Origin of the sequence: Frankia sp. AgB32 (assembly GCF_023243045.1) — a bacterium.
Taxonomy (GTDB): domain Bacteria; phylum Actinomycetota; class Actinomycetes; order Frankiales; family Frankiaceae; genus Frankia.
In genome coordinates, this window is sequence record NZ_JALKFX010000107.1 from 16,655 (window position 1) to 30,277 (window position 13,623).

18 protein-coding genes are annotated in these 13,623 nt (G+C 73.1%); 8 read left to right on the forward strand and 10 right to left on the reverse strand.

What is annotated here, in order from left to right; all coding sequences use genetic code 11:
• Positions 1-316 precede the first annotated feature (316 nt).
• The 3 genes from MXD60_RS29040 to MXD60_RS23785 all read left to right on the forward strand — a co-directional run bounded on the left by MXD60_RS29040 (position 317) and on the right by MXD60_RS23785 (position 2,961).
• Positions 317-1,123, forward strand: a complete 807-nt coding sequence (locus MXD60_RS29040) for a helix-turn-helix domain-containing protein (RefSeq protein WP_283098887.1) — start codon at positions 317-319, stop codon at positions 1,121-1,123.
• Positions 1,124-1,308: 185 nt separating this feature from the next.
• Entirely contained in the window at positions 1,309-1,887 is a 579-nt protein-coding gene (locus tag MXD60_RS23780) for a hypothetical protein (RefSeq protein ID WP_248821566.1), read from the forward strand.
• A 117-nt stretch (positions 1,888-2,004) separates the two neighbouring features.
• A complete protein-coding gene (locus MXD60_RS23785) occupies positions 2,005-2,961 on the forward strand; it encodes an aldo/keto reductase (RefSeq protein WP_248821567.1) in 957 nt (318 codons plus the stop codon).
• Positions 2,962-3,018: 57 nt separating this feature from the next.
• On the opposite strand, the gene MXD60_RS23790 is transcribed toward MXD60_RS23785, so the two are convergent.
• Positions 3,019-3,516 carry a DUF1269 domain-containing protein gene (locus MXD60_RS23790; RefSeq protein WP_248821568.1) on the reverse strand — a complete coding sequence of 166 codons (498 nt, stop codon included), beginning with the start codon at positions 3,514-3,516 and terminating at the stop codon, positions 3,019-3,021.
• Between the two features lie 250 nt (positions 3,517-3,766).
• Between MXD60_RS23790 and MXD60_RS23795 the strand changes: the two genes are divergently transcribed.
• Entirely contained in the window at positions 3,767-4,309 is a 543-nt protein-coding gene (locus MXD60_RS23795) for an O-acetyl-ADP-ribose deacetylase (RefSeq protein ID WP_248821569.1), read from the forward strand.
• Here the strand turns inward: MXD60_RS23795 and MXD60_RS23800 are convergent.
• Positions 4,257-5,138 (reverse strand): class I SAM-dependent methyltransferase, encoded by an 882-nt coding sequence (locus MXD60_RS23800; RefSeq protein ID WP_248821570.1) that lies wholly within the window; start codon positions 5,136-5,138, stop codon positions 4,257-4,259. The genes MXD60_RS23795 and MXD60_RS23800 overlap by 53 nt on opposite strands.
• Before the next feature lie 329 nt (positions 5,139-5,467).
• Between MXD60_RS23800 and mshA the strand changes: the two genes are divergently transcribed.
• Together mshA and MXD60_RS23810 are read left to right on the forward strand one after the other, a co-directional pair.
• Positions 5,468-6,772, forward strand: coding sequence for a D-inositol-3-phosphate glycosyltransferase (gene mshA, locus MXD60_RS23805; RefSeq protein WP_248821571.1), 1,305 nt, complete (start codon positions 5,468-5,470; stop codon positions 6,770-6,772).
• 76 nt (positions 6,773-6,848) lie between these two features.
• On the forward strand, positions 6,849-7,343 hold the full coding sequence (locus tag MXD60_RS23810; protein ID WP_248821572.1) for a type III secretion system chaperone family protein: 495 nt from the start codon (positions 6,849-6,851) through the stop codon (positions 7,341-7,343).
• Positions 7,344-7,386: 43 nt separating this feature from the next.
• Here the strand turns inward: MXD60_RS23810 and MXD60_RS23815 are convergent, their stop codons facing one another.
• Positions 7,387-7,911, reverse strand: coding sequence for a nitrobindin family protein (locus MXD60_RS23815; protein WP_248821582.1), 525 nt, complete (start codon positions 7,909-7,911; stop codon positions 7,387-7,389).
• A 162-nt stretch (positions 7,912-8,073) separates the two neighbouring features.
• Here MXD60_RS23815 and MXD60_RS23820 point away from each other — a divergent pair, with 162 nt between their 5' ends.
• Positions 8,074-8,436 (forward strand): DsrE family protein, encoded by a 363-nt coding sequence (locus MXD60_RS23820; protein ID WP_248821573.1) that lies wholly within the window; start codon positions 8,074-8,076, stop codon positions 8,434-8,436.
• Positions 8,437-8,635: 199 nt separating this feature from the next.
• The gene (locus MXD60_RS23825; RefSeq protein WP_308222584.1) at positions 8,636-8,896 is read left to right on the forward strand and encodes a hypothetical protein; all 261 of its coding nucleotides are present in this window, start codon (positions 8,636-8,638) and stop codon (positions 8,894-8,896) included.
• 99 nt (positions 8,897-8,995) lie between these two features.
• On the opposite strand, the gene MXD60_RS23830 is transcribed toward MXD60_RS23825, so the two are convergent.
• From MXD60_RS23830 to MXD60_RS23860, 7 genes are all read right to left on the reverse strand, one after another.
• Positions 8,996-9,295, reverse strand: a complete 300-nt coding sequence (locus tag MXD60_RS23830) for a DUF1416 domain-containing protein (RefSeq protein WP_283098888.1) — start codon at positions 9,293-9,295, stop codon at positions 8,996-8,998.
• A gap of 4 nt (positions 9,296-9,299) precedes the next feature.
• On the reverse strand, positions 9,300-10,133 hold the full coding sequence (locus tag MXD60_RS23835) for a sulfurtransferase (RefSeq protein WP_248821576.1): 834 nt from the start codon (positions 10,131-10,133) through the stop codon (positions 9,300-9,302).
• On the reverse strand, positions 10,130-10,549 hold the full coding sequence (locus tag MXD60_RS23840) for a DUF4395 domain-containing protein (RefSeq protein ID WP_248821577.1): 420 nt from the start codon (positions 10,547-10,549) through the stop codon (positions 10,130-10,132). Before MXD60_RS23840 ends, MXD60_RS23835 begins: the two co-directional genes overlap by 4 nt.
• A 270-nt stretch (positions 10,550-10,819) precedes the next feature.
• Positions 10,820-11,323, reverse strand: a complete 504-nt coding sequence (locus tag MXD60_RS23845; protein ID WP_248821578.1) for a thioredoxin family protein — start codon at positions 11,321-11,323, stop codon at positions 10,820-10,822.
• A 61-nt stretch (positions 11,324-11,384) separates the two neighbouring features.
• Positions 11,385-12,260, reverse strand: a complete 876-nt coding sequence (locus tag MXD60_RS23850) for an LmeA family phospholipid-binding protein (protein ID WP_248821579.1) — start codon at positions 12,258-12,260, stop codon at positions 11,385-11,387.
• Complete coding sequence (locus MXD60_RS23855) at positions 12,257-13,180, reverse strand: hypothetical protein (protein WP_248821580.1); 924 nt, start codon at positions 13,178-13,180, stop codon at positions 12,257-12,259. Before MXD60_RS23855 ends, MXD60_RS23850 begins: the two co-directional genes overlap by 4 nt.
• 71 nt (positions 13,181-13,251) lie before the next feature.
• Positions 13,252-13,509 (reverse strand): MoaD/ThiS family protein, encoded by a 258-nt coding sequence (locus tag MXD60_RS23860; RefSeq protein ID WP_308222585.1) that lies wholly within the window; start codon positions 13,507-13,509, stop codon positions 13,252-13,254.
• Positions 13,510-13,623 lie beyond the last annotated feature (114 nt).

Here is a 13,623-nt window from a genome sequence, read left to right on the forward strand (position 1 = left end):
GCGATATCACATCGATACGAGCCAATCCGTTGCTCAGTCGGCCGGTGGTGCTAGCCAGAGCGCTTGCCAGAGTTAGCAGCGCGACGTATCGTCAGTCCAGTTGATACGGCGTTGTTTCGGACTCCACGGTCGTCAGCGGCCCGGTCCCGAGCGGCCCGGTCCCGAGGGGCCTGATCCTGAGCGGCCCGGTCCCGAGCGGCCTGGTACTGCGCGGGCCTGGCCCCGAGCGGCCGGTCGGTGCCTGTCGCCGGCCCGCAGTGCCGGGAACCGGAGGCGGCCGTGATCCGGCCGTCCGTCAGAGGAGGCGTGTGCCCCGATGCCGAACCTGAACGTCCGCGATCTCGGTGTGTTCATCCGGGATCAGCGGCGAACGGCGAAGATCTCCCTTCGTCAACTCGCCAGTCAGGCCGGGGTGAGTAACCCTTACCTCAGCCAGATCGAGCGAGGGCTACGCCGGCCGTCGGCGGAAATTCTCCAGCAGATCGCCAAGGCGTTGCGGATATCTGCGGAAGTGCTCTACGTCCAGGCGGGAATCCTTGAGGAGCGACCCGGCGATGAAAGCGTGATGAGCGCGATCCTCGCCGACGAATCCCTCTCCGAGCGGCAGAAGCAGGTGGTGCTCGACATCTACGAGGCATTCTGCCGGGAGAACTCCGCCACCGCCGAGCCCGCGACCAGCGAACTGCCGGCGGACGGCACGCCGCGGGCGACCGAAACCAGCGCGGCCGACCGGTCCGCCGGCCCGTCGCCGGACACCGCGACAGCGGCTTCCGCCGCTCCGGGCGTCAGTTCCTCAGCCCCGGCCCGTGCCCGCCGGAGCGCCACCAGCAGCTCAGGCAGCACCAGCAGGACCCGCGGCGCAACCGCGACCGGCCGCTCCGCCGGAGCCGGCGCAACGGCCGGCACCAGTGCTACGGGGTCCACCCGTCGACGGGCCGCCACCGGGGCGAAGGACACGGAACCGGCCACCCCGCAGGCGCCGAAGCGTCGCGCGACCAAGCGGTCCGCCTCCGCCACGCCGGCCAGCACGACACCGGCGGACAAGGCGCCGGCCTCTGCTCCGGACGTCCCTGACCCGGCCGGGACGGCACCGGCGGCACCGGGCGCGACCGACCAGTCGTAACGACCCGGCCAGCCCGGTCACAGCGCCGCGGCCGGGCCGGCGAGGCGCCGAGCCGGACGCGGCCGAGCGACCCGACAACAGATCGTCCCCTGACCCGACAGCCAGGACCGGACCGCCTCGCGGTGCCGGCCGGAACCCAGGAACGCCGAACGACGACAACGAAACTCACAACCCGAGGAGACCCGATGGCCACCACGCGAACGACCTCCCCCACCTCGACGACGTCGACCTCGACGGCCCGGTCGACGGCCCGGTCGACCGGCGCCCGTTCCAGCGGCACCGCCCGCTCCGGTGCCCAGACCCGGAGCAACAGGACCACGCCGAGGACCGAGCCGAAGGCAGCGCTGACGGAGGTCCGCAAGCCGCTGCTCGCCTCGGTGGGGGCGGCGGACATCGCCGTCGCGAAGCTGCTCTCGCTGCCGACGACCACCAGCACCGAGGTCCGCCGGCTCACCGACCGGGTCGGCGCGCTGCCCGTGCAGGCTTCGCGAGTCCCGACCCAGGTCGGCACGGCCGTGCGGGCGCTGCCGGCAACCGTGACGGCCCAGATCTCCGACCTGCAGGGCCGGGCGAACGAGCTGTACAACTCGTTCGCGGACCGCGGCGAGCGCCGGGTGGCGAGCATCAGGCGCAGCCCGGCGACCGAACAGGCCACGGAGCGCACCCGGACCGCGGTGAGCCAGTCCCGCGCCGCGCGGACCTCGACGCGTCGCGCCGCGGAGGCCGTCGGCCGTGCCGTGGTGGACGCTGCTCCGCAGCACTGACCGCGAATTCGGCCGCACCGGCAAACGATCGGTGAATGGTCGCGGTGATCGTGGCATCGGCCCGTGGTTCACGGACCTGGTTACGTGGGCCACGGGCCGATGTGGTGTATTTACCCCATGCGCTATCGCTCGCTGGGATCATCCGGACTACTGGTGTCAGTTGTCGGCCTGGGATGCAACAACTTCGGTTCGCGCGTCGACCTCGCCGGAACCCGCGCGGTCGTGGATGCCGCACTCGACGCCGGGATCACCTTCTTCGACACCGCCGACAGCTATGGCAACAAGGGCGGTTCGGAGACACTGCTCGGACATGTCCTGCGCGGCCGGCGCGACGACGTGGTGCTCGCCACGAAGTTCGGCAACGACATGGGCGGAATCTACGGTCAGGACTTCCGCGCGCGGGCGTCCCGCCGATACATCCGCAAGGCCGTCGAGGGTTCACTGAGCCGGCTGCAGACAGATCACATCGATCTTTACCAACTGCACAACCCCGACGCGTTCACCCCCATCGAGGAGACCCTCGAAGCGCTTGACGAGATCGTCAAGGAGGGCAAGGTCCGCTACATCGGCGCCTGCAACCTCGACGCCTGGCAGGTGGCGGACGCGGAGTGGACCGCGCGGGCCTCGGGCGCGACCCGGTTCATCTCCGCGCAGAACCACTACAGCCTGCTCAACCGGGGCGTCGAGGCGGAACTCGTCCCGGCCTCCCTGAAGTACGGCGTCGGGGTGATCCCGTACTTCCCGCTGGAGAACGGGCTGCTCACCGGCAAGTACCAGCGCGACGAGGCGCCGCCGGCCGGCACGCGGCTCGTCGGGCGCCAGGACGAGCTGACCGACGACGTCTTCGACCGTCTCGACGTGCTGGAGACCTTCGCCCGGGAACGGGACCGCTCGCTGCTCGACGTGGCGATCGGCGGCCTGGCCGCGCAGCCCGGGGTCGCCTCCGTCATCGCCGGGGCGACGAGCCCGGGACAGGTCCGCGCGAACGCGACCGCCGGCGAGTGGCAGCCCCGGACGGACGACCTCGCGGTGCTGGACAAGATCGCCCCGACGAACCGTCCCACCCGCCCCTGACACGCGCCTCCCGCCTGGTGCGGCGCAGCGGCGGGGGCGGGGGCGGGGGCGGGGCGATCAGGCCGGTGCGGGCCGCTGGCTCAGCAGGCGGGCGAGGCGGCGGTCCCCCTCCGCCGGCAACGTCGTCATGATCACAACTGGCTGGTGCGGCCGCAGCGCGGCGGCCACGTCGTCGACCGGGCCGCGAGCAAGAACGATCATCGCGGCCCGGCCCGGCTGGAGGTGACCGGCGATCCGCCGCGCCAGCGCCTCGTCGATGCCCGTCCTGCTGAGCCGGCCGGCCAGCGCGCCGGCACCCGCCCCGAGCGCGAGGCCGAGGGCCGGGGCGAGGAACACCGCCCCGGCCACGCCGCCGCACACCGCGCCACCAAGCGCGACCGTGCGACCCGGGCCGGCAAGGTGACGGACCGTCACCTTGCCGTGGTGGTCCCGGTGCACCAGCGCGCCATCGGCAAGATCGAGCTGCTTTCGGCGCCGTAGCCGCCGGCCGAGCGACCATGCCCGCCGGGCCTGGTCGAGACTGTCAAATCCGAACACCACGAGCTGCGCAGCCATCGCCGCCGTCCCTTCCCGGCCGCTCGGCCGCCTGTCTCCTCCCGGCCCGCCACCGCCTCCCGGGATTGGCCCTCGCGGGGATCCGCCCCTCCCAGGCAGCCGGGGAACGCGTCCCCGGCGCGGCCGGACGACCTCCATCGGACCGCAGTCGCGGCCAAGTCGCAATCGCGCCACACCGTGCGGCGCGGAACCGGTCAGGCAGATCAGGCCGGGCTCCGCAACGACGGCACGGTCGGCCAGACTGGGCTCCATGGTGAACGTAAGTCTGCAGCAGGGCGACATCACCCAGGTGGCGACGGACGCGATCGTGAACGCCGCGAACAGCAGCCTGCTCGGCGGCGGCGGGGTGGACGGGGCGATCCATGCCGCCGGCGGGCCCGAGATCCTCGCCGAGTGCCGCCGGCTACGTCAGACCAGCCTGCCGGGCGGGCTACCGGCCGGCGAGGCGGTCGCGACGACGGCTGGCCGGCTGCCCGCCCGGCACGTCATCCACGTCGTCGGTCCCGTCCACGACCCGGGCGAGGACCGTTCGGCGCTGCTGCGCTCGGCCTACACCCGCGCGTTGGCGGTCGCCGACGAGCTCGGCGCCGCCAGCGTCGCGTTTCCGGCGGTCAGCGCGGGAGCATACGGTTGGCCGCTCGACGACGCGGCCCGGCTGGCGGTGACAAGCGTGCTCGGCGCGGACACGCGCGTGCGCGACGTCCGGTTCGTGCTGTTCGACCGGCGCGCCTTCGCTGCGTTCAGCGCGGCGCTGGCGGCGGCCGGTCCGACGGGACCGGCCAGTCCAGGGTGATCTCGCCGAGGCGCCAGCGCCGGGTGTCGCCGCCGACCGGCCAGCCGTCCGCGCGCAGCTCGCCGACGGCGGCGATCCAGCGCTGCCGCGGCGAGAACACCGCCCGCCCGGCTGCCCGTAACCACGCCCGGTCCAGCGCCGCCAGTAGCCGGTGAATGTCCTGTCCGGGCACGTTACGGGTGATGAGGGACTTCGGTAGCCGCTCGGCGAGCTCGGACGGCAGGCGCAGGCTCGGCAGGTGGGCCGCGAGGGTCAGGGTGGGGCCGGCCGGCACGCGTCCGACCGCCGCGAGCCAGCCGGGCGCGGGCTCCCCGGCGGGCAGGCCGAACCAGCAGGCCCGCCGGCCGATCTCGTCGCAGGTCCCTTCGACCAGCAGGCCGCCGGGTGCCAGCCGCGCCGTCATCGCCGCCCACGCGCCGGCGATCGCCGGCTCGGGATACTGCCGCAGCACGTTGAGCGCGCGGATGACGACCGGCCTGCCGAGGTCCGCGGGCAGCCCGAAGCCGCCGCGGGCGAACGTGAGCCCGGGCGGCCGGGCAGCGGGCTGCGCGGCGGCGACCCGCTCCGGGTCCAGTTCGAGGCCGACGACCCGCACCCGCGGGCAGCGCGCCCGCAGCCGCTCGTACAGCTCGACCGTGGTCACCGGCGAGGCGCCGAAGCCGAGGTCGACGACGAGCGGCTCGACGCTGCCGCGCAGCAGCGGCCCGGTGGCGTCCAGGATCCAGCGGTCGATTCGCCGCAGCCGGTTCGGCGCGGTGGTGCCCCGGGTGGGTAGGCCCAGGGTGCGGGCCCGGCCGGCCGCGAGGCGCGGGGCACGGGGTTTCGACACCCGGCAAGCGTCGCAGACCGGCCGCCGCGTCCGGTCCGGGCACCGGTCGCGACGGCCGCGGGCCGGCGCCCCGGCCCGCATCGGCGTCTAGTTCGTTACAGAATGGTGACAGGACCGACCGGGACCGACCCCGGCGGAGCCCGCTGACCATTGCGGACAGGGACTTCCTGGGCCGACGGTGTCGTTGTGGGTCCAGGAACGACCAGTTGACCGGACAACCGCGCGGATAGAACGGTGGGGGTCGTGTCGCTGCAGAGCGGGACTGGTCGTGCCGGGCGGACGTCCCGAGCGGCGGGATACGCGGGATTCGCAGGATACGGAGGTGCCGGGTGCGCCTGATCAGGAGCGCCGTCGACGGTCGTGCGGAGGTGGAGCGCGGCCATCGCCCCCGGCGGGTGGCGATGCTGTCCATGCACACCTCCCCGCTGGAGCAGCCGGGTACCGGGGATGCCGGCGGCCTGAACGTGTACGTCGTCGAGCTCTCCCGGCAGCTCGCCGCGCTCGGCGTCGAGGTCGAGGTGTTCACCCGGGCGGTCAGCAGCCGGGCGCCGACCTCGGCGGAACTCGTCCCCGGCGTCACGGTGCGCCACGTCGACGCCGGACCGTTCGAGGAGGTGCGCCGCGAGGATCTGCCCGCCTGGCTGTGCGCGTTCACGGCGGACGTGCTGCGCGCCGAGGCCGGGCACGAGCCGGGCTGGTTCGACGTCATCCACTCGCACTACTGGCTGTCCGGCCAGGTGGCGCTCGCCGCCGCCCGGCGGTGGGGCGTTCCGTTCGTGCACACCTCGCACACCCTGGCGAAGATCAAGAACGAGGCGCTGGCCGCCGGGGACCGGCCCGAGCCGCCCGGCCGGCTGCGCGGCGAGCAGGAGGTCATCGCCGGCGCCACCCGGCTGATCGCCTCCACCGAGGACGAACGCGACCACCTCGTCCGGCTCTACGACGCGTCGCCGGAGCGGGTGGACGTCGTCGCCCCCGGCGTCGACCTGGAGATCTTTGCTCCGGGTGACGTCGCGCGGTCCCGGGCGCGGCTCGGGCTCGACCCGGCCGGCGAGGTGCTGCTGTTCGTCGGCCGCATCCAGCCGCTGAAGGCACCGGACCTGCTCCTGCACGCCGCCGCGGATCTGGTACGGCGCGATCCGACGCGGCGCTCACGGCTCACCGTCGCCGTCGTCGGCGGCCCGAGTGGATCCGGGCTGGAACAACCCGACGCCCTGGTGCGGCTTGCGGCGGAGCTGGGCATCGCCGACCTGGTCCGGTTCCGGCCGCCCGCGCCGCAACGGGAGCTCGCGCACTGGTACCGGGCGGCGAGCGCCGTGGTGGTGCCCAGCCACAGCGAGAGCTTCGGCCTCGTCGCCCTCGAGGCACAGGCCTGCGGCACGCCGGTCGTCGCGGCGGCGGTCGGGGGGCTGCGCACCGCCGTCGCCGACGGCGTCTCCGGACTGCTCGTACCGGGCCACGACCCCGCGCGCTACGCCGACGTGCTGGACCGCTTGCTGCGCCAGCCGCACTGGCGGGCCCGGCTCGCCACCGGAGCGGTCGGCCGCGCCGCCGGTTTCGGCTGGACGGCCACGGCCCGCGGCGTGCTGCGCAGCTACCAGCACGCGCTGAGCCCCGCCGCCGTCGCCGTCTAGCGCCCGTGTCCCCGCCGGATGCGAGGATCTAGACCGGATCCGGCATCGTCACAGCGGTAACGGGGAGGTCCCGGGCATGACGGCACCCATCGACGCGACGGAACGCGAGCGCCTCGACACTCTGATCGCGAACGCCCTGGCCGACCTCGAACTGGCCTTCGAGCACGTCGACACGGGCTCGTTCCTGGTCACCCTGGAGGGCGAGCACAAACTGCGCACGATGACCTGGCTCGTCGTGCAGGACCACACCCTGCTCGTCGAGGCGTTCTTCATGCGCAAACCGGCCGAGAACGTCGCCGGCACCTACGGCTTCCTGCTCGGCCGCAACGCCCGCACCTACGGCGTGCACTTCTCCATCGACCGGGTCGGCGACATCTTCCTCACCGGCCAGGTCCCGCACACCGCGATCACCGCCGAGGAGATCGACCGGATCCTCGGCTGCGTCGGCACCTACGCGGACGAGAACTTCGACCCGGCGATCGCCCTTGGGTTCGCCACGGCGATCGAGCGGGAGAAGGCCTGGCGGGCGAAGCTGGCCGCCGACGTCGGCGGTGCCCCGGAGCCGGTCTGACGGGCCGGCCGCGCCTCGGTCAGTCGGTCAGTCGGTCAGTCGGTCAGTCGGTGACCCGGTGCAGCCGCGCCGAGAGGTGGGACTGCATCGGCTTGCCGCCGGCCTCCATGTCGATCGCGTAGGCCAGGTCACCGCCCTCGACGAGCCCGTAGAGGCGCACCGAGCGGGTGACCTCGCGGGCGGTCGCGGTGCGGATCAGGACGTTGTGACTGAGATCGATACGGGTCCCGGTCAGGGTGCCGACATAGAGTTCGGCGATGCCGAACGGGTGCGCGAGCGTCACCTCGACGTCCGTCGCGCCGTCCGCGCCGGGCTGGACCCGCCAGAAGCCGGTCTCGGTGGCCAGCGGGCTGCCGTTCTCGCGGCCGTCCCGCGGCTCGTCCGCCCACCAGGTGTGCGAGACGTAGCCCAGTGCGGGCCGGCCGTCCGAGGCGAAGGTGATCTCCTGGCCGTAGTGGAAACCGTCCATGCCCTCGTAGCCGCCGACGCCCTCCCCGCGCCAGGTTCCGACGAGGAAGGCCAGCGGCAGCAGGCTGGCGTGCAGGTCGGTTCCGTCGACGGCGCTCAGCGTTGCCCCTCGTACAGCTTGTAGACGACGTAACCGGAGAACCAGGCGATGAGAACGCACATCGCCACCAGGAGCCCGGTGAAGAAGTAGTGCAACACGCTCCGCAGCCTAGTACCGCGCGCAGGCGCGCAGCCGGGTGGGCGGACGGAGCAGACTGGATGGATGTCCCGCTCTCTCGTCATCAAGGCCACCGCTGGGATGGACGCGCCGGAGCGCTGCTCGCAGGCATTCACGGTGGCGGCGGTGGCCGTCGCCGCCGGTGCCGCCGTGTCCCTGTGGCTGACCGGGGAATCCGCCTGGTTCGCGCTGCCCGGGCGGGCCGCGGAGTTCAGCCTGCCCGAGGCCGCCCCGCTGCCCGATCTGCTGACCGGCATCCTCGCCGGCGGGCGGGTCACGGTGTGCTCGCAGTGCGCGGCCCGGCGCTCGTTCGGGCCGGAGGATGTGATCGACGGCATCCGGATCGCGGGCGCCGCCGTCTTCGTCGACGAGGTGCTCGCGGACGACGCGCAGGCGCTCGTCTACTGACCGTCCGCTCTGCTGGCCGCCGGCTCTGCTGGCCGCCGGCTCTGCTGGCCGCCGGCTCTGCTGACAGTCCGCGGCCACAGATCTCGCTGCGGTGGCCCAGGCTCTTGCAGGTGACACCGCATGAGCAATAACAGACCACGAGTGGGACACGTCGAAACCGGCTTGGTCCGCGACCGCATGCGCTTTCATGATCCGCATGATGGCTGAGTCCGACGTACTCTTCGCGGTCGTCCTGTTCGCGGCGGCCGGTCAGCGCACCGTCCGCCGCATCATCGCCCCCTTCCCGGACCGGGGCTCCGCGCTCACCTTCGCGCGGGACAACGGACTGCGGTGCTACACCGTGGGGCCGATGCACTTCGCGGTGCCCACGACGGTGCCGATCGGGTCGGGCGGGCCGTCACCGACCCGTCCCGCACCAACCGCCGCCCGGTTCGAACGCGTCGGCCAGGCGTGTCACTGACCTGGCCGTATCGCTGACCTGGCGGTGTCACCGAACTGGCGGTGTCACCGAGCTGGCCCCACCACCGAGGCCCGCCCGCCGCACCGCCGGCCGGTGGACTCAGGCCGCGACCTCGACCCGGGCGTCGACCGGCTCGCCCTGCCGGGCCACGACCTTCTGCTCCCCGGACGCACCGGGCACGAGCGCCCGGACCGTCCACTGACCCGGCCGCGCGAAGAAGCGAAACTGGCCGGTCGCGGACAGGGGCACCTCGGCGGTGAAGTCGCCGCCCTCGTCGAGCAGCCGGGCGTAGCCGCGCGAGACCGGCTCCCCGGCCTGCACCACGACGCCCTGGATCACGGTCTCCTTGGCCACGTCAATTCCCTCCACAGACGGTCCACCGCTGGTCGCACCGCACATGAGCTCACACCCCCCGCTCGATCGGCACGCCGACCAGCGAGCCGTACTCGGTCCATGATCCGTCGTAGTTCTTCACGTTCGGCAGGTCGAGCAGTTCGTGCAGCGCGAACCACGTGTGCGCCGAACGCTCGCCGATGCGGCAGTACGCGATGATGTCCCGGGAGAGGTCGACGCCCGCCTCCTGGTAGAGAGCGTTCAGGGCCTCGTTGCTCTTGAACGTGCCGTCCTCGTTCGCGGTCCTCGCCCACGGGATGTTCTTCGCCGTCGGAATGTGACCGGGCCGCTGGGACTGCTCCTGCGGCAGGTGCGCGGGGGCGAGCAGCCGGCCGGAGAACTCGTCGGGCGACCGGACGTCGACCAGCACCTTGTCACCGATCGCGGCGACGACCTCCTCGCGGAACGCGCGGATGTCGGTACGCGGCTCCTTGGCCGTGTAGGTCGTCGTCGGCCGCGGGGTGACCTCGGCGATCAGCTCCCTGCCGTCGAGTTCCCACTTCTTGCGCCCACCGTCGAGCAACCGGACGTCCGCATGGCCGTACAGGCTGAAATACCAGTAGGCGTAGGCGGCGAACCAGTTGTTGTTACCGCCGTAGAGAACGACCGTGTCGTCGTTCGCGATGCCCTTGGCGGACAGCAGTTTCTCGAACTGCTCCTTGTCGACGAAGTCCCGGATGATCGGATCCTGCAGCTCGGACCTCCAGTCGAGCCGCACGGCACCGGGAATGTGCCCCCGGTCGTAGGCCGAGACGTCCTCGTCGACCTCGACGAGGACGACCTTGGGATCCGCGCTGTTCGCCTCGACCCACGCGGCGCTGACCAATGCCTGCTCCCGGCTCATGGGCGTACTCCCTTCACGGTGATGGAACGGAAGAACAGATACAGCTGGCACCCGAGGCAGAGCTCGAACGCCGCGTTGAGAAGGGCTGCGGCCAAGGCGAACGCGGCCGCCACGCAGCCCAGGACCCAGGCACCCGAGAGATACCCGGCGACGCCCACGACGCCGAACAGCAGACCGACGAGCTGCGCGAACCGGGGCGGGACAGCGTCCTCCATCCGCGCCGGCGGCCCAAGCCGCGGCCGGATCAAGGACCGGAACACCAGGCCGTAGGGCGCGTAGCGGATGCCGGCCACGGCGGCGACCCCGAACACGATCGTCTGTCCGAGCAGCAGCCAGCCGCTGCCGGTGACAAGGACTGTCGCGAGTACGACCGTGCTGACGGCAGCGGTGAACCGCAGGCCACGAGGATCGACCACCAGACTTCTCCTGACTACGCCCTGACGGTCCGGTCGGAAACGACACGGTCGGATACGGAGAGACAAGTCGGACCGGCCGATCATCTCGGCAGGCGCGGACTCGCGGTCAGGAGAGACAACACAGGCAGCTGCCCACGCGGCACAGATCCACCGCGCGGCGCCGCACAAGCTGCACAAACTTCGCCTGGTACATGGTTCGTGCCACGGTAGCAGCGTAAATCATGACCGTGTTATTGCTCAGATGATGAAGCCGAAGAATCATCATCTGCCCTATTTCGTCCCCGGGGTCGCGATCTCCGCAAGGGTGGCGAACACCGCGTCCCGCGTCGGCGGTGCGCCGCTGGCCCGGCGGACCTCCTGGCCCCCCGCGTCGAGGATCAGCACGGTCGGCGTCCGCCGTACCCCGAGCCGGCGCACCAGCTCGAGATGCGCCTCCGCGTCGACCTCGACGTGCCGGACACCGGGCACCACCTCCGCGACGCCGGCGAGCACCCGGCGGGTCGTGCGGCACGGCGCACAGAACGCCGTGGAGAACTGCAGCAGCGTCGCGCGCTCCCCCAACGCGGCGCCGAACGCGGCGACCTCGGCACCCAGCCCGCCCTCGGGAACGCTCCCGCCCGGTACGGCAACGTCCACGGCATCCTCCCGAGCGGGCGTCCGCCCGACCTCCGCCACCGCCGCGGGCGGGCGGCGCCGGGCCGGCCGGAACCGGCCGTCCCGCAGGCGCATCACGACACCCACCGCGACCGACAGCAGGACTACGCCCAGCAGCACCCAGACACCCGTCACGGTTGGTACAAGTATCCCGGCGGCCGCCGCTCTTCCCGCGGGCCTGTCACGATCCGCTGATGGTCCCGGTTCCAGCGGCCCCAACTCCGTCGGCCCCAACTCCGTCGGCCCCAGCTCTGTCGGCCCCAACTCCGTCGGCCCCAACTCCGTCGGCCCCAACTCCGTCGGCCCCAGCTCTGTCGGCCCCAGCCCCGCTGACGCCGACGGAGTTGGGATCGAGCACGACGTTCTCGCCCAGAGCCTCGAAGATGATCCGATCGGTGCCCACCGTCGCGGAGGACAGCCGAAGGTTGAACGGCAGTCCGGCGATCGGCACCCGCACGGTCAGCAACTGGGCGGCGGTGGCCTGCAGGGCCGGCGGCAGGGTCGTGCCCGCCGCGGTCAGCTCCTGCGGGGTGAACGTCACCGCATCGGGCTGCACGCCGATGCTCGCCGTCCCGGTCAGCGGGTAGACGCCGCCCAGGATGGTTACCGATCCCGCGACCCGGATCGCCTGCCCGGCCGCGCCGACGGTGATCTCGGTCCCGTGGCCGCGCAGGTAGGCGTTGATGTCCGCGAAGGTCAGCTCCACCCGGGCGGTGAGATGATCGACCGGCACCTGCCGCACCTGCCCGTGCACCACGTCGGCGAGCGGAATCCGGGCATCCGTGACGTCGGCGTGCACCCGGTCGACCCGCAGGCCCTGTTCCGACCGTCCCCGCACGTCGACCTGGACGTGCCGGTAGTCCCCGGCGACGACCTGGGTGAGGAACGGGAAGCCGCCGATCGACACGCCCGGGCGCGACGGCAGCCCCTCGGAGCGCTGCGCTCGGGTGGCGATCTGGCTGGCGACCACCCGCACGGTGATGCGGTCGACGGCGACGAGCAGGCCCAGCAGAACGACCACGACCACGGCCGTGATGCGCGCGCCCCGGCCGGTCATGCGGGCAGATGCCGTCCGACCACGTACACGAGCGGTGCGGCGCAGGCCAACGGCAGGATCGCGGCGAGGAGCAGGTCGACGACCGCCCCAGGGGGCGCGATGTCCGCCGTCGCCGGGCGCGCCCGCACGAGCGCGAGGTCGACCGGGCCGGCGACGACCGCGCCGGCGGCGGCGGCCACCAGCCCCGAGCGCAGCGACAGCCCGTCGTGGGCGACGGCGCCGAGAACCGCGCCGGCCGCCATGCCGACGAGCACGCCCACTCCCGCGGCGACCGGCGCCGCCAGACCGGCCCGGCCGAGCAGTCGGGCCAGGACGACCGTGGCGCCCGCGCCGAGCAGGCCGGCGATCGCCATCAGGTCCGCCGGGTTCGGCGCGCCCTCCTGGACCCGCACCGCCAGGTAACCGGTCAGCAGCACGCCCAGGATGACCCCGCTCAACGCGGTGATCATCTCGACGCTCACCCGGGCCGTCGGCGACGAGGCGCCGTCAGCCACCGACGCCCTGGCCGGCACCGCGCCGGCGACCGGGGTGCGCAGCGTCAACGCCCGGCGCAGTCCGAGCTGGTAGAGGACGACGGCAGCCACCGCCGCGCCGACGACGCCGGCGGTGGAACCGTAGGCGTGCCGGTGGGACACCAGCACGGCAAGATCGGCGAGCGCTCCCGCCACGGCGACCAGCGGAATCGTGCCCGGTGACGCGTGCAGCGCGCGGCCCCAGGCCCAGGCGAGGGCGATCTGCTCGACGACGAGCACCGCCGCGAGCGCCCAGCGCCCGAGCACGGCGCCGCCGATCGCCAGGCCGGCGGCGAGAAGAACGGCGGCGACGAGGCCGACGGTGGGCACGCCGGCAGGGGCTGGTCGGGCCGGGTCGGCCGCCCGCGTGGGGGTCAGACCGGGCGGTCCGGGGTCGCCTGCGCTCACCCCGTCATGCTGTCATGCCCGTTGTGGGTACTCCGCGCCGCCACCGGCGCACCGCCCGTCGACAAGCTGCCTCACCCGCCGGCGAACGGCGGAAGAACCTCGATGGTCGCGCCGTCCCGCAGGACGACCTCGGCCGGGTCCCGCCGGCCCGTCGGCTGGTCGTCCACCAGGTAGGAACACCGCCGCAGCAGGGCGGGCAGGGCGCCGCCGTGGCGCGCCGCGACGACCTCGAACAGCTCGGCGAGGGTGGCTGCCCCGACGGTCTCCTCGGTGACGCCCGCAGCGTCACGGGCGGCCGCCCAGTAGCGCACGGTAACCAGAACAGGGATGTCCCCGCCGGCGGGGGACGTCACGGTCCGGCCGCCGGGGCGCGGCCGGGGGGGGGGGGGGGGCCCCGGGGGGGGCGGGGGGGGGGCCCCGCCGCGGCCCCCCCCCCCCCCCCC

Coding starts and splice junctions, on each gene's coding strand:
- MXD60_RS23825 (WP_308222584.1), top strand. CDS start 8,636: ATGGCTGAGTCCGACGTACTCTTCGCGGTCGTCCTGTTCGCGGCGGCC.
- MXD60_RS29040 (WP_283098887.1), top strand. CDS start 317: ATGCCGAACCTGAACGTCCGCGATCTCGGTGTGTTCATCCGGGATCAG.
- MXD60_RS23810 (WP_248821572.1), top strand. CDS start 6,849: ATGACGGCACCCATCGACGCGACGGAACGCGAGCGCCTCGACACTCTG.
- MXD60_RS23780 (WP_248821566.1), top strand. CDS start 1,309: ATGGCCACCACGCGAACGACCTCCCCCACCTCGACGACGTCGACCTCG.
- MXD60_RS23790 (WP_248821568.1), bottom strand. CDS start 3,516: ATGGCTGCGCAGCTCGTGGTGTTCGGATTTGACAGTCTCGACCAGGCC.
- MXD60_RS23850 (WP_248821579.1), bottom strand. CDS start 12,260: ATGACCGGCCGGGGCGCGCGCATCACGGCCGTGGTCGTGGTCGTTCTG.
- MXD60_RS23785 (WP_248821567.1), top strand. CDS start 2,005: ATGCGCTATCGCTCGCTGGGATCATCCGGACTACTGGTGTCAGTTGTC.
- MXD60_RS23820 (WP_248821573.1), top strand. CDS start 8,074: ATGTCCCGCTCTCTCGTCATCAAGGCCACCGCTGGGATGGACGCGCCG.
- MXD60_RS23795 (WP_248821569.1), top strand. CDS start 3,767: ATGGTGAACGTAAGTCTGCAGCAGGGCGACATCACCCAGGTGGCGACG.
- MXD60_RS23830 (WP_283098888.1), bottom strand. CDS start 9,295: ATGTGCGGTGCGACCAGCGGTGGACCGTCTGTGGAGGGAATTGACGTG.
- MXD60_RS23835 (WP_248821576.1), bottom strand. CDS start 10,133: ATGAGCCGGGAGCAGGCATTGGTCAGCGCCGCGTGGGTCGAGGCGAAC.